At 61.9% G+C, this 14,617-nt stretch carries 12 protein-coding genes; 7 read left to right on the top strand and 5 right to left on the bottom strand.

What is annotated here, in order from left to right; all coding sequences use genetic code 11:
* Positions 1–24: 24 nt before the first annotated feature.
* On the bottom strand, positions 25–684 hold the full coding sequence (locus KCG88_RS05610; protein WP_047336772.1) for a hypothetical protein: 660 nt from the start codon (positions 682–684) through the stop codon (positions 25–27).
* Between the two features lie 338 nt (positions 685–1,022).
* Between KCG88_RS05610 and KCG88_RS05605 the strand changes: the two genes are divergently transcribed.
* The 3 genes from KCG88_RS05605 to KCG88_RS05595 all read left to right on the top strand — a co-directional run bounded on the left by KCG88_RS05605 (position 1,023) and on the right by KCG88_RS05595 (position 5,509).
* Complete coding sequence (locus tag KCG88_RS05605) at positions 1,023–1,883, top strand: RNA ligase family protein (RefSeq protein ID WP_047286473.1); 861 nt, start codon at positions 1,023–1,025, stop codon at positions 1,881–1,883.
* A gap of 14 nt (positions 1,884–1,897) precedes the next feature.
* Positions 1,898–3,043 (top strand): AAA family ATPase, encoded by a 1,146-nt coding sequence (locus KCG88_RS05600; RefSeq protein ID WP_210711925.1) that lies wholly within the window; start codon positions 1,898–1,900, stop codon positions 3,041–3,043.
* An 813-nt stretch (positions 3,044–3,856) separates the two neighbouring features.
* Positions 3,857–5,509 carry a methyl-accepting chemotaxis protein gene (locus KCG88_RS05595; protein WP_047336774.1) on the top strand — a complete coding sequence of 551 codons (1,653 nt, stop codon included), beginning with the start codon at positions 3,857–3,859 and terminating at the stop codon, positions 5,507–5,509.
* 3 nt (positions 5,510–5,512) lie between these two features.
* Here the strand turns inward: KCG88_RS05595 and KCG88_RS05590 are convergent, their stop codons facing one another.
* From KCG88_RS05590 to KCG88_RS05580, 3 genes are read right to left on the bottom strand one after another with little or no spacing between them, the layout of a single operon-like run.
* Positions 5,513–7,039, bottom strand: coding sequence for a DHA2 family efflux MFS transporter permease subunit (locus KCG88_RS05590; RefSeq protein ID WP_210711924.1), 1,527 nt, complete (start codon positions 7,037–7,039; stop codon positions 5,513–5,515).
* On the bottom strand, positions 7,032–8,213 hold the full coding sequence (locus KCG88_RS05585; RefSeq protein WP_047336776.1) for an HlyD family secretion protein: 1,182 nt from the start codon (positions 8,211–8,213) through the stop codon (positions 7,032–7,034). Before KCG88_RS05585 ends, KCG88_RS05590 begins: the two co-directional genes overlap by 8 nt.
* Positions 8,206–8,685 carry a MarR family transcriptional regulator gene (locus tag KCG88_RS05580; protein ID WP_047336777.1) on the bottom strand — a complete coding sequence of 160 codons (480 nt, stop codon included), beginning with the start codon at positions 8,683–8,685 and terminating at the stop codon, positions 8,206–8,208. The genes KCG88_RS05585 and KCG88_RS05580 overlap by 8 nt, the downstream gene beginning before the upstream one ends.
* A 320-nt stretch (positions 8,686–9,005) precedes the next feature.
* On the opposite strand from KCG88_RS05580, the gene KCG88_RS05575 reads away from it, so the two are divergent.
* The 3 genes from KCG88_RS05575 to KCG88_RS05565 are packed head-to-tail and all read left to right on the top strand — an operon-like array spanning position 9,006 to position 11,787.
* Complete coding sequence (locus KCG88_RS05575; RefSeq protein WP_210711923.1) at positions 9,006–9,947, top strand: Rieske 2Fe-2S domain-containing protein; 942 nt, start codon at positions 9,006–9,008, stop codon at positions 9,945–9,947.
* Between the two features lie 17 nt (positions 9,948–9,964).
* On the top strand, positions 9,965–10,996 hold the full coding sequence (locus tag KCG88_RS05570; protein ID WP_210711922.1) for an aromatic ring-hydroxylating dioxygenase subunit alpha: 1,032 nt from the start codon (positions 9,965–9,967) through the stop codon (positions 10,994–10,996).
* An 11-nt stretch (positions 10,997–11,007) separates the two neighbouring features.
* Positions 11,008–11,787, top strand: a complete 780-nt coding sequence (locus KCG88_RS05565) for an SDR family oxidoreductase (protein WP_047336780.1) — start codon at positions 11,008–11,010, stop codon at positions 11,785–11,787.
* On the opposite strand, the gene KCG88_RS05560 is transcribed toward KCG88_RS05565, so the two are convergent.
* Positions 11,784–12,179, bottom strand: coding sequence for a VOC family protein (locus KCG88_RS05560; RefSeq protein WP_246882552.1), 396 nt, complete (start codon positions 12,177–12,179; stop codon positions 11,784–11,786). The genes KCG88_RS05565 and KCG88_RS05560 overlap by 4 nt on opposite strands.
* Before the next feature lie 195 nt (positions 12,180–12,374).
* Here KCG88_RS05560 and KCG88_RS05555 point away from each other — a divergent pair, with 195 nt between their 5' ends.
* A complete protein-coding gene (locus KCG88_RS05555) occupies positions 12,375–14,612 on the top strand; it encodes a CoA transferase (protein ID WP_210711921.1) in 2,238 nt (745 codons plus the stop codon).
* Positions 14,613–14,617: the final 5 nt, after the last annotated feature.

Here is a 14,617-nt window from a genome sequence, read left to right as displayed (position 1 = left end):
AGGCTCAGCCAGGCTGGCACGGCATCACTGGGTGATGGTCATGCTGCTGGTGGCCTGGACCGAGCCATAGCGGATGCGCGGATACGTCGGGTCGGCGTAGCTGAAATCCATCACCGTGCCGACGGAACCGAAGTACAGGGCCTGGCAATTGAAGTTCACCGCGACCTGGCCGCCGTAAGGGGTGACCCCGATGGCGACCTGGGTCGGCCCGGTCCATTCGATCTTGCAACCCAGCGTACCGCCTGCTGCGCCGGCATTGTATCCGCGACAGTTCAAGGTGGCGTTGCCGTTGCTGGTGTTGGGAAAGCCCGCCCATTTGGCGATGGCCAGGTTGGCCGAGCATGAAGTGTTGACGCTGCTGGCTCCCGGGGCGAGCTTGTAGACCCCCGACGGTGGCGCAAGCGTTGCCGTGACAGGCGTCAATGGCAGCGCGGCCAGGCTCGATGCCGCCTGGTTTTGCACCACGGTGGTGGGCGAGGGCGGGAGCTTGCACACCACCACGGCGCCGACGTCGTCGGACTTCTTCAACTCACCCAGCGCAGTGATATCGGCGCCGCCCTTCGACTCGCAGAAGAGTTTGCGCAACTGGGCTTTTTCTTCGCTGTCAGCCATGGACGAGGCCTGGGCCAAAGGGGCTAGTGCCAGGCCAATGACTGCAGCCATCAGCACGCTTGAACGTTTCATGATCGATTCCTTATCGGGTTATGACTGGCTGCACCCTATGAGCCCCAGGCGATTTTTTTCATGACAAAAGCTCGGGTGTTTCGCGCAAGCAGGGGCGCTGGGGTTTTGTCCTTTCGGGGCTTGACCTGATGCCGCTATCTGCTGTTGAATGCGCGCCCTAAAGCCTCTGCAACCTTTTCTCCAAGTGGTGAAGCCAGTGCCCTACGCCAGCCAACACGCCTGATACCGACGACGGTCCATCCTGCCTGATGGCTGCCCGTGCCTATGCGCGGCGGCGCTTCACTGCCATGCCTGCCTGATCCTGTCGTTGGTTTTTCTCTGTTTTCGAGGACAAACCCATGCACACGGATATTCGTGCCACCGCGCACAACCTGGAACTGCTCAAATACCCCCGTACGCCGCACCTGCAAGGCTCGCGCCTGCAAGATGGCGACACTGACACTGGCCAGGTGCGCTATGGCGATCTGGCCGGACAGTGGCTGGTGGTGGAAGAAAAACTCGATGGTGCCAACGCGGGCATCAGCTTTGGCGCAGGCGGCGAGTTGCTCCTGCAATCTCGCGGTCACTACCTCACCGGCGGTGGGCGCGAGCGCCAGTTCAATCTGTTCAAGCAGTGGGCCGTGGCTCACGAGCACTGGTTGCTGGAGCGCCTGGAAGATCGCTTCGTGCTGTATGGCGAGTGGCTGCACAAGAAGCACTCGGTGTTCTACGACCACTTGCCACATTACTTCTGCGAGTTCGATGTGTGGGACCGCGCCACAGGGCTGTTCCTCTCCACCGCGGCGCGCCGGCGCCTGCTAGAAGGTGGGCCGGTGCTGTCGGTGCCTGTGCTGTACGAAGGCCCGGCACCGCGCCGGCATGCCGATCTGCTGGCGCTGGTGAGCGATTCGCTGGCCAAGACCGCGCACTGGCGCGAGGTGTTCGAGCAGGTGGTGCACCGCGAAGGCCTCGACCTGGCCCGTGCCTGGCGCCAGTGCGACCGCTCCAGCCGCATGGAGGGCCTGTACCTGAAGCTCGAGGACGAGCAGCAGACCCTCGGCCGGCTCAAGTGGGTACGCCAGGACTTCGTCCAGGCCATCCTCGATGCCGACCAGCACCATGCCAGCCAACCCTTCATCCCCAATCAACTGGCCGCCGGCGTCGACCTCTATGCCCCGCGCCTGTCCATGGACTGGCAGGGCCCACGCCACGGCTACTGAAGGAGCATCCCGAAATGGATATTCAACAACTGCGCCAACTGGTCCCCGAGCCGGGGCGCGATCTGGACACCGCCGCCTGCCTGTCGGCCATTCCGGCCCTGGCGCGCCTGGCCGACACACCGCAGGACCCGATCTACCACGCCGAGGGCGATGTATGGATTCATACCTGCCTGGTGGTCGAGGCATTACTGGCCCAACCCGCCTACCAGCAGGCCAGCGCCGAGCAGCGCTTCGTGCTGTTCTTCGCGGCCCTGTTGCACGACATCGCCAAGCCCGACACCACGGTGATCGACAAGGATACCGGGCGTATCGGCCAGCCCGGTCATTCACGCCGGGGGGCGGTGGATGCGCGGCTGCTGTTGTGGCGCGCCGGTGTGCCGTTCGAGCTGCGCGAGCAGATCTGCCGCATCATCGCCGTGCACCAAGTGCCGTTTTTCGCCCTGCAGGGTGATCGCAGCGGCCGCAGCCCCGAGTTCCTGTTGCACAAACTGTCCTGGGAACTGCCTCTGTGGATGCTCTGCGCCGTCGCCGAGGCCGATATGCAGGGCCGCAACTACGCCGGCAAGGCCGATGTACTGGACGCCATCGAACTGTGGCGCGAACTGGCGCAGGAGGAGGGCTGCCTGTACGGGCCGCGGGCCTTTGCCGACGACTACACACGCATTCAGTACCTGCGTGGCGCCCGGGTACATCCCGACTACCCGTTGCACGCGCCGCAGGGTTCGTCGGTGGTGATGCTCTCGGGCCTGCCGGCCAGCGGCAAGGACACCTGGACCGCACAGCATCACCCGGAGCTGCCGGTGGTGTCGTTCGACGACGCCCGCCAGGCCCTGGGCCTGCGCCATGGACAGAATGAAGGCGCCGCTGCGCATTACGCCATCGACCGGGCCAAGGCCTTGCTGCGAGAGCACAAACCCTTTGTGTGGAACTCGACGCACCTGTCGGCGCAGATGCGCAACCGCACCCTGGACTTGCTCTACGGCTACGGCGCGCAAGTGGAGATTCTCTACCTGGAACGCCCCGAGGGCGAGATCATGCGGCGCAACCAGCAACGCGACACCTCGCTGCGCAACGATGATATCCGCCGCATGCTGTTCAAGTGGGAAGTGCCACTGCCCACCGAGGCGCATCGGGTTGTTTATCAGGCGGTGACGGGGTGAGTGGCTTTTATCGAGTCGCCAGGCGAGGAGGGACGTGCAGCCACCGGCCCTCTGTGGCGCAGGCTTGACCTGACTTGCGTTAAACGGCATCGCCCCCTGCCAGTTGCGCTGATAGAGCCCACAGGCGTTCTGCTTGATCAGGGTCGGCAGCTTGCTGCGCGGGCTTGAATGTCGGATCGGCAAGCTGACCGTTGCCCGCGATCCATTCGGATACGGTTTACCAGCAGGCCAGCCACGGCATCGCACGTTGCGCCACCGCTGGCACATTTTTCCTGAATGGGGGGCGTTTTGACTTTGGTGATGAGGCCCAGCTTCTTTTTAACGGATTGCCACCTGTCGCGGTCATCAGAGCGGCTCGGATCAGGCGTGCGTATTGAACTGGGCCCTGCAACGGATCGCACATGAACTCACAAATCCGTCTCTGGGCCATTCGATTGTTGCTTAGCATCTGGGCCACATCATGCTGGTTCAGGTTCTACGTATCTACCTGACCCAACAAGCAAAAGGTTGGCTTCACACCGCTGGAGCAGGCATTGGAATGGCTGGTCTTTGCTTGCGCTTACCGGCGCACTCGAAATCGGAAAGCTCATCTGACTCATGGGATGGGATGGGATGGGATGGGATGGGATGGGATGGGAGCGGCTTGTAGAGGGCAAATGGACGCAGGGCTATTTCAGCAAAGGCCAGGTGGCCTGTGCTGACTGACCGGAGAAACCTTGATATTCTAATATAAGAATCAAATACTGTATAAAGAATGCAGCAGGTTCCTTGCTCGCTCAGACACGTCCTATAAAAACAAGAATGGAAACCTACATGTCACTGCTCAAATGCTTCTCAATTGGCGCCAAGCTCCTGATGCTGCCGGCGTTATTTGTGCTCGCTCTGCTGGTTGTCTCAGGTATGGCCTATTTCGGGCTGGCCAGGCAGCAGGCGGTCATCGAAGAAATCGACCAGTTGCGTTTCCAGCAATATCGCCAGGTACTGGAGACGTCGTCTGCTTCCCAGGCCGCGATGGTCGGTGCCTATGCCACCGGCTCACGCATTCTTGAATCTAGCGGACAGGCGTCCGCCGAAGAACTGGAGTCGTACCTTGAGGACATGCAGGCCAGCGTCGACGACATGCGGGCCGGGCTCGACAAGGTGGCCCGCGAAACACGTCTGGGTGAGGAAGAAAAGGAGCTCTATCGCGCGGTGCAGGATCAGGCCGCGGTGGTGGGTGAAGGCCTGGAAGAATTCAAGCGCACGGCCTTGAGCGACCAAGTCCAGGCCGCCTCTCTGCTCGGGCGGGTGCGCGCCGACAACAACGGGTTGCAAGGGCAATTCAATCGCCTGCTGGGCCTTCAGGCGGAACTGACGTCCGCTGCGTTCGCCGAGGCGGGCGCCATGCAACGGCAGGTGTCACGGATGCTGGTCACGGTGTTGCTGATTGCCAGTGCACTGGCCGTCCTCGCCAGTCTGTTGTTGCGCGCGCAGATCATTCGGCCCATCCGTGAAATTGAGCAGGCGTCGATCGCGATGCGCGATGGTGACCTGACCCGACGGGTGCGGGTGATGGGGCGAGACGAGGTGGCGCACACGGCGCAGGCGTTCAACCAACTCATTGACAGCTTCCAGCAGGCCATGCGCCGGGTCGCCGCCGTTGCGGCATCGGTCGGCGCCTCGGCAGAGGAACTGGTCGGCACCTCTGCACGGGTGGCCGAAAGTTCCACGGCGCAAGCCGGAGCGGTGGGTGCGGTGTCGATGACCATCGAGCAGATGAGCGACGGGATTGCCACGATCTCCAGCCATGCGGAAAGCCTGCGCAGCTGTGCCGAGGCCAGTTTGCGGGGGGCCGAAGACGGGCACCTGGCGTTGTCGCGGCTGCTCGAGAAAATCGACAGCGTGCGCCTTGCCTTCTCGGCCATCCGCGGTTCGGTGGGCGACTTCGTCGAAAGCACCACGGCAATCACTGCCAGCATCGGTCAGGTCAAGGACCTCTCCTCGCAGACCAGCATGCTGGCGCTCAACGCGGCGATCGAGGCGGCCCGTGCCGGCGAGAGCGGACGCGGTTTCAGCGTGGTGGCTGACGAGGTGCGCAACCTGGCGCAGCGCTCGGCGCTGGCCGCCAATTCGATCAATCAGTTGACGATGAAGCTGGAGAGCCAGTCCGAGGTGGTCGACGAAGCATTGCGCGCCGGCACGGTCGCTCTGGACGACAGCGGCCGACTGCTCAGTGAACTGGAAAGCACTCTGCAGCAGGCGACGGAACTGGTCGGCGACTCCACGCGCGGGGTGGACCGGATCGCCGACGCGGTAAGCGTGCAGAGCGAAGGCGGGCGCGGCATCGTGGAAAACGTCGAACACATCTCACGCATGGCGGGCGAAGGTGATGCGATCACCCATCAGGTATCAAGAGCCGTGGTCTCGCTGCGTGAACTGTCCGACGAGCTGAGTCTGGCAGTGGGACGGTTTCGCTTCGAGACCTGATCGTTAAGCGGGGAGGCTTGCCTGGCTCTTCGGCGTGCGGAATATCAGCAATAGCGGCATGATCCCGATGGACAGCAGCATCAGCAGCTTGAAGTCATCCAGGTAGGCAATCCAGCTGGCCTGCAGGGTGATCATGCCATCCAGCGCCGCACGACCGCTGGCGCTTGATGGGTTGAGCTGGGCGCTCACCGGCCAGGCATCGAATAGGCGGTTGAACGGTGTCACATAGGCACCGATTTCCGCATGGTTGATCTGGGTGTTTTGTGCCAGCAGTACCGTCACGATCGAGATGCCGACGCTGGAGCCGACGTTGCGTGACAGGTTGTACAGGCCCGTGGCGTCGCCGCGTAGATGCGGGGGCAGGGTGGTGAAGGCGATGGTGGTCAGCGGGACGAACAGCAGGCCGAGGCTAGCGCCCTGGATGAAGCCCACGTAGATGATGGTGTCGATCGATACCGCCGGCGTCCAGCCGGTCATCATGTACATCGACCACGCGGACAGCGCCAGGCCACAAAACAAAATCCAGCGAATGTCGACTTTGCCCATGATCTTGCCGGCGAGGAACATGCTCAGCATCGTTCCCAGGCCGCGCGGGCCCATGACCAGGCCCGCGGTGAGCACCGGGTAGCCCATCAGGGTTTGCAAGTAAGGCGTCATCAGCGCCAGCGACGCCAGATAGGTAATGCCAATGATGAAGATGAATACGACCGCTACCGAGTAGTTGCGGTCCTTGAACAGTTTAAGGCTGATAAAGGGCTTGTCGTGGGTGAAGGTGTGGACGAGGAAAATGTACGAAGCGACAGCGGCGACCAGGGCCTCGATGATGATTTCCCCGGAGTCGAACCAGCCCAGTTGCTCCCCGCGGTCGAGGAACAATTGAATCGCCATGATGGCGACGCTGAGCGAGCCAAAGCCCAGCCAATCAAGGCGCACGTTGCGATCGGCCGGAGTTTCGCGAATGAAGCGGGTCATGCCGATAAAGGCGAGCAACCCGATCGGCAAGTTGATGAAGAATACCCAGCGCCAGCTGAGGTGGTCCGTCAGCCAGCCGCCGAGCATCGGCCCCAGCACCGGACCGACCATCACCGAGACGCCGAACAGGGCCACGGCTGAGCCACGGTCTTTCAGCGGGTAGATATCCAGCAGAATGCCTTGCGACAACGGGACCAGGGCTGCGCCTGCCAGCCCTTGCAGCAGGCGGAACAGAATGATTTCTTCCAGGGAGCGGGCAATACCGCAGAGCACCGACGCCAGTACAAAACCAAAGATCGACCACAGCAACACGCGCTTGCGACCGAAGCGTCGGGCCAGGAATGCCGAGGGCGGCGTCATGATCGCCGTGGCGACGATGTACGAGGTCAGCACCCAGTTAATCTGATCGGCGCTGGCCGATACGCTGCCTTGCATATAGGGCAGAGCGACGTTGGCGATGGTGGTATCCAGCGCTTGCATGACCACGGCCAGCACCACGCAAAGCGTAATCAGCGTACGCAACGGAGAGGGTGGCAGCGGCCCGGATGCTTCACTCATGATGGCGGGCGAACAGGTTGCTCAACGGTTTCGGCAGGCCGCGGGCGGTTCCGGTATCGATCTCTACCACGGCGCTCATGCCATGGCGCAGCGCCGGTTTGCCGGCCGCATCGTCGATACGGATCCGCAACGGAATACGTTGCACGACCTTGACCCAGTTGCCCGTGGTGTTCTGCGCCGGCAGCAGCGAAAAGCTCGAGCTGGAGGCCGGGCTGATGCTTTCCACGGTGCCGTGCCAGATGACCCCGGGATAGGTATCGACCTCGATGGAGACGCCCTGGCCAGAATGAGCGTGGGTCAGCTCGGTTTCTTTCGGTGAGGCGGCCACCCACAGGCGTTCGCTGGACACCAGGCTGAAGCCCGGCTGCGGCGGTTGCAGGTAAGCGCCCACTTGCAGTGCGTCAACATTGGTCACCACGCCATCGAACGGCGCGGTCACCACGGTGTTACGCAGGTTGCGTTCGGCTTCATTGAGCGCCGCTTTCGCAAGCAGGTAGGACGGGTGCTGCTCCAGAGGCCTGTCCAGCCGCCCACCCAGTTGGGCCAATGCCGCGGCGGCCTGGGCTTTCGCGACTGACACCTGTTGGCGGGTGTTGTCGAGGTCCTGGCGGGCGTCGTCGTAAAGGGTTTTTGATACGGCAGCCACGCTGACTAGCTTTTGCAGGCGTTGGAGATGGATCTGGAAGTACGGCAACCGGGCCTCCGCCTGGGCAATCTCGGCCAGCGACTGGTTGTAGCTGGCCTTGAGGTAGAGGATCTGGTTGCGTGCGTTTTCCAGTTGCGCGGTGGCGCTGGCCAAGGCGATCTCGAAGGGTTCGGCTTTCAGGCGAAACAACACCTGGCCCTTGCGAACGACCTGGTTGTCAGTCACCTCGATGGCCGCCACGATCCCAGCCACATCAGTGGAGACACCGACCCGTTCAGCCTGAATGTAAGCGTTGTCGGTGCTGACCACCTGGCCACCCAATACGTACCAGACGGCACTCGCCACGACGGCGAGCGGCGCCAGAAAAAACAATCCGCTGCGCCAGCGTTGCCGTGCCGCGTCAGGCGGTCCCTGCACGGAACTGTCAGGAACTGGCGCCTCGGGCATCTGCGTTTGAGGTTTTTCCGGTGGATCGATCGGCCGGGCTTCGGCATGCACCGCCGGACGCTGCAAGGTGGACTCAGCCATGTTTCACCTCAGGCGCCGCGCAACCGATGGGTTGATCCACCGGCTGGCTGCAGGCCGTCAATAAATGTTCACGCATCCGTTCGAGGTACTTCAGCAGCTGATCGTGCTGCTGAGCGGAGAAGTCCGTCATGGTTTCCACCCGGATCTGTTCACCTATGGTGCGCATGAATTGCAGTAGCGGGTGGGCAGTGGGGGTGAGGAACAGCAATGTAAAACGGCGGTCGGTGGGATGGTTGCGCCGCTCGATCAAACCGCGCTCCTGCAATTTGTCCAGCAGGCGCACCAACGTGACCGACTCTATTTCCAGCAGGTCGGCTAGGCCTTTCTGATGAATGCCCTCATGCACGGACAGCTTGGCAAGCACTTGCCATTGCGAGCGCGTGAGGCCGACTGCGCGAGCCCGCTGTTCGAGGCGTTTACGCATCAAGCGGGCTACGTCATGAAGGACAAAGGCGAGGGTGGATCGAGTCATCGTCAGAGCGCCTGAAATGAACTGAGCAAGCTCATAGTAATGAGGCTTATGAATTTTTCGCTAGCCATTTTTGCAATTTACTGATCATTAATCAGAAAAATGTTCACTAATGTTTTTTCGCGAAAAATCATAATAAGAACGGACGATGCTCATTCATATCTCAACTAAAGGCTCTTTCATGAGGCCTTTTTTGTTTAAAATATGATCATTAAATTGATATATGTTCATTTAAATGTTGCCCTCTTGGCGTTGACCGTCTAACGTTGCGCTAATCGCGATACCTGCAGCTGCCCGAAAAACAACAAAAATGAGGCGAGCCGATGACGACTCCTGGCTGGTGGGGCATGGCGCTTTCCGAAGCCGTGAATGACCAATCACCGTTGGCCGTGGCCTACGATGGCGAAGAACTGGTGCTGTTCCGCAATGCGGCTGGCCAAGCGTTCGCGCTCGAAGACCGTTGCCCCCATCGACGTGTGCCGTTGGCGCTGGGGCGCGTCGTGGAATCCGGCTTGCAATGCGGTTACCACGGCTGGACCTTCGACGGCGCCAGCGGTGGTTGCACAAAAATCCCCAACCTGCACGCTGACGAACGCGTACCGTCGCGCTACGCCGCACGGGCCTTTGCGGTGCGCGAAGCCAATGGATTCGTTCACGTATGGTTGGGCGAGGGTGCACCGTCCAAGGAGCTGCCCAGCGACGATTACCTGCCGTGCGGGCGCGAATTCACCGGGTCCACCATCGTTAACATGAGTCACGACCAGTACCTCGCAGCCATGCTTGACGGCCCTGAGTGCCTGCTCGGCTTCAGCCATGTGCGCCTCACCGATTTCTTCCTGGGCGATCTGCGTAACGAGCGCGGGCGCCTGGTGCTCGAGCGCGGCGCGGTATGGAGTACGCAGTTTCTGCCTTCGCAGTTCGTCGTGGATTACCCCTTGATCGTGCGCACCGCCGTCCCCCTGAATGGCGGCAGTGTCAGGGTAGATCTGCTCAGCGAGGAGGAGACGCCGCTCATTACCCTGATGATCGCCACCGGTGCCAATCGCCGCGGCACCACCAGCCTGTGCTGGCGTGGTTATGTGCATGCGCACGTGCCGGCCAAAGCACCGGTGCGCTGGCGCTTCGCCCGTGCCTGCAAACAAGCGCCGTTCCATGTGAAGAGCCTGATCGATGGCGTCGCTATCGCGGCGCTTTTGCACGCGCCGTCCCGCGACCTGCGCGCCCTGCGTCAACCGTACTTGATACCCGCCAGCCCCGTCGTCTGAGTCCAGGAGAATCCACCATGCATGCCGTGCCTTCCTCAAGTGACAGCCTTGCGCGCAAACCGCGGGCGGACTGGACACCGATCAACTATGACCTGCGTGACACCTGGTTTCCGGTGTCCCACAGCCGTGACCTGAGCACGCGGCCAATCCGCCGCATCATCCATTCACAGCCCTACTACCTGTGGCTGGAAAACGGGCAGGCGATTGCCGCTGAATTTCATCGTGATCGCCCCCGTGACCCGGCACTGGCGCTGAGCGCATTTACCGGCGGCAGCGGGTTCTATCCGCTGGTCGAGCGTTACGGTTACATCTGGGTCTGGTACGGTAACCCGGAGGCCGCCGACCCGTTGTTGCTGCCGCATATCCCATTCCTGCCGCAAGACGGCAGCCTTCCTGGCTACACCCAGCGCACCGTTCGGTTCGATGCAACCTCGGCGCTCTCGGTGGAAAATTTGATTGACCTGACTCATGCCGATTTCCTTCATGCCAACACCATCGGCGACGGCATTTCCGAGTCGGATGTGGTGGAAGTGGAATGGACCTCGGAGACGGTCACCCGCACCCGTACCGTGGCGCAGAAGTCAGTGGCGCCGATCATGCGATGGGTGGGCGGCGTGCGTGCCCGGTACCAGGATTTTCGTGCGGTGTTGCACATTCATTTGCGCAGCAATGTGTGCATTTCCTATCCACGCTTTCGTCCCGGCTATGACGTGCCGAACCTGCAACCGTTCCTGCCGGTGGGCAAGCACCGATCGCGCTGTGACGTCACGTTCAATACCACCGCGGCGCCGTCGCCGTTTCGTTATGTGATGCCGCGCATCAACTACATCATCCAGCCCCAGGACAACTCGGTGGTGCGCCCGCAGAACCAGCGCTATTTCGAGGCCGATGAACGTCGCGACCTGCATTCGCGTTTCGATACGCCGGGCACGCGTTACCGCTACCAGATGGAGCAACTGGTTGAGCGCCAGCGCAACGGCCAGTTCGCCTACGGCAGCGATGCTGAGCCCGGTCGCGACATTAGTGCGTTGTTGGGCATGAACGACTGAGGAGTGCTGCAATGGATCTGGGCATTGGCGGACGCACCGCGGTGGTCTGCGCCTCCTCTCGGGGGATGGGCAAAGCCTGTGCGCTGGCGTTGGCGCAGGAGGGTTGTGAGGTGCTGATCAATGGCCGGGATGCCGAGACCCTGGCGCAGACCGCCCAGGAGATTCTCGACAGCACAGGTCGGTTGCCGCGTACGGTGGTGGCCGATCTGTCCAACCCGGCCGGGCGGGCGACGTTGCTGGCGGCGTGCCCGATGGTGGACATTCTGGTGACCAACAACGGCGGCCCCGCGCCGGGTCGGCTTGAAGACTGGGATCACGCGGCCTGGCTGGCGGCCATTGAAGCCAACATGCTCTCCGCCATTCTGCTGATCCAGGCGGTGGTCGGCGGTATGCGCGAACGGGGTTTCGGGCGCATCGTCAATATCACCTCGGCGATGGTCAAGTCGCCACGCTTGCCCCTGGGACTGTCCACGGCGGCGCGGGCAGGGCTGACGGCTTTTTGCAAAGCCCTGTCGATCGAGGTGGCGCGGGACAACGTGACCATCAACAACCTGCTACCGGAGCGAATTGAAACTGATCGCTTGCGCTTCATGACCGAGCAGTTGGCCCGGCATCGCCAACTCAGCGCCGAACAGGCCCAGCTGGAAATGCTCAAGCCGATAGCGGCGCGACGCTTTGGCCAGCCGAGCGAACTGGCGGCCGCGTGCGCGTTTCTCTGTTCGGCCCATGCCGGATACATCACCGGGCAAAATCTACAGATCGACGGCGGCAGTTACGCCGGGCTGATTTAGCTGCCCCGACGCTCTTTCCAGTTGGCGGGCGGCTCCTCGCTGGCGTCGAAATCCAGTTCCACGTCCACCCCGTTGGGGTCCTGCATGAACAGCTGCCAGGTGCGTTCGGCTCCGGGCGCGCGGATCACCTTGAAGCCGACGCGATGCTTCTCGAGGTGCGCCCACATTCTCTGCAAACCCTGGGCACGAAAGGCCATATGGTCGAGGACACCACGGCAGGGTTGCGGCATCCGTGTCACGCCCACCACATGCAGAACGGGTCGATCCTGAGCGTAAAGCCAGAATCCGGGAACCGAAAAGGGCGGGCGCGGCCCCTCGACCAGACCCAGGACGTCCACATAGAAATCCCGGGTCGCCTGCAGCTGGTCGGAGACGATGGTGAAGTGGTCCATGCGCAGAATCATCGCGTCACCCTTGGCTTATATGAACTAATTTTTGGTTAGTGTTCATGTTTTATATAATTCTATATTCGGAATGATAATCTCCCTATGGAATTGTTTGGTAATGACTTAGGGTAACGCCATGGATGCGTTGTGCAGCTTCGCTGCAGAACGCTAAACGCAGAACAAGACACCCAAAGGTGCTGCATGAGCCAGGCAATCCTCGAAGGCATTCACGTCATCAGCTTGTGTTCCGGTATCGCCGGTTCCGCCGCCGGTCTGCAACTGTGTGAAGCCGGCGCGGACGTGCTGATGGTGGAACCAGTCGATAACCCCTCGCGAGATAAACAGGCGCTGTTTGCCGTGCTTAATCGTGGCAAGCGCAGTGTCACCCTGGACCTGGAAAAGGCGAACGACCGTCAGCAGTTGCAGTTACTGCTGGCCAATGCCGATGTGCTGCTGCACGACTTTACGCCTGCGATGGCACAGGCTTTTGGGCTGGCCGACGCACAGCTCTGTGCAGACTTCCCTCGACTGGTGATCACGGGCATCAGCGGCTGGCCGCAACGGCATGCGCTGGCCAATGCCCTCTCTCGGGAAACACTGATCCTGGCGCGCCTGGGCTTGCTGGACGAACAACCGGCACATCGCCCCGGCCCGGTATTCGTGCGTATGCCTTACGCCAGTTGGCTGGCCTGCTGGTTATGTGTGGTCGGGGTGATGGCGCGGTTGCTGGCGCGCGACCGTGATGGCTGCGGCGGCATTGCTCACACCAGCCTGGCCCAGGCAGCCCTGGTGCCCATGACCATGCATTGGAACCGCGCGCAAACGCCGACACCGGCCTTTGCCAAAGGCCTAGATAAACATATCCCGATTCCGTTGCACCAATGCGCCGATGGCCGCTGGCTGCATGTGCATTACTCTCCGGACGCCTCGCCGTGGATGGCGGCGGCCCTCGGTGAGTTGGGTGAAGCCGAAGTAGCGCGCTTGAACGCGTTGTGGCCACCCAGCCATGTGGCACCTAATTTCGGTGCCAACAAGGCAATTATCGCCACGCGACCGGCGCAGGACTGGGTCGAGCATTTCTGGCAGCACGATGTCGCCGCACAAATTGCCGGCGCCTTTGGCGATATCTACTTTGACGAGCAGGCGCGCCTGAACGGCTATGTGGTTGAAGTCGACGACGTGACCTTGGGCAAGACCCTGCAACCGGGCCCGGCCTGGCAGGTGCAGCCACCTGCGCGAGTAGGCGCCGGTGCACCACGGGCCGGCGAAGCGAACGTTGGGTTGTCGGGCGCGGATGCACCGATTCATGCACAGATGATCCGTTCAACCTTGGGGGCCCTGCCGCCGCTGCACGGCCTGAAGGTACTGGACCTGGGCGCTTATCTGGCCGGACCGTTTGCCTGCATGTTGTTGGCAGATCTGGGGGCTGAAGTCGTCAAGGTCGAAGCGCCGAAGGGCGATGCGATGCGCCGTCTGGAGCGGATCTTCAGCGGTACACAGCGTGGCAAGCTGGGCGTCGCGCTGCAACTGGGCGATTCGCAAACCGAGCCCGTCGTCGAGGCGTTGGCCCGGTGGGCCGATGTGGTGCACCACAACATGCGACTCCCGGCGGCGCGCAAGCTCAAGGTCGACTACGAACACCTCAAGACGCTTAACCCGCAGCTGGTGTATTGCCACGTCAGCGCCTATGGGCCGAGCGGTCCGCGTGCCGATTGGCCCGGCTTCGACCAGCTGATGCAGGCGTCCTGCGGCTGGGAAGTCGAGCAGGGCGGTGAAGGGCAAGCGCCAATGTGGCTGCGCTTTGGCGTCGGCGATTTTTTTGCTGGCCTGTCGTCGCTCTACGCCTTGCTGTTGGGGTTGTATGAACGTAATCGCAGCGGCATGGGGCAAATGGTCAACTCGTCACTGTTGGGCGCCACGTTGCTGTCGATGAGTGAAGCGGTGGTGCTGGAAGACGGCAGCCTGACGCCCATCGAGCACATGGATGCGCAACAGACCGGCCTGAGCGATGCGCATCGCCTGTACCGCTGCCGCGATGCCTGGCTGGTGGTGGCGGCCTTGCAGCCTGATGAGGTACGGCGTTTCGAGATGCTGACGGGTGATCAGGCGCAAGCGTGGTTTACAGATCGTACCCGGCAAGCGGCGCTCGATGCATTGGCTGCCGCGCAAGTGCCTGCGCAGGCGGTGCTGGAAGCGCAAATGGATACTTTTCTCGACAGCCCGGAACACGCTGCCGCCGGCCTGCACGCCCACTATGCCCATGCGGTGTACGGCGATCTGCAACAGATAGGTGCGTTCTGGGACTTCGGCAACTTGCCGCTGTCGCTGCAGCGTCCGCCACCCGCCCTTGGCCAACATACGCGGCAGATGTTGGAGACCCTCGGCGTTTCCGACGACGAGCTTCAGCGCCTGGCCTCGGCGGGGCTGGTGGCGCTGTAAGCACG

This window comes from Pseudomonas sp. MWU349, assembly GCF_017947325.1.
In the GTDB taxonomy this organism is placed as follows: domain Bacteria; phylum Pseudomonadota; class Gammaproteobacteria; order Pseudomonadales; family Pseudomonadaceae; genus Aquipseudomonas; species Aquipseudomonas protegens.
Note: the sequence above shows the minus strand (reverse complement) of the source record. Positions and strands in the feature narration are given on the sequence as shown.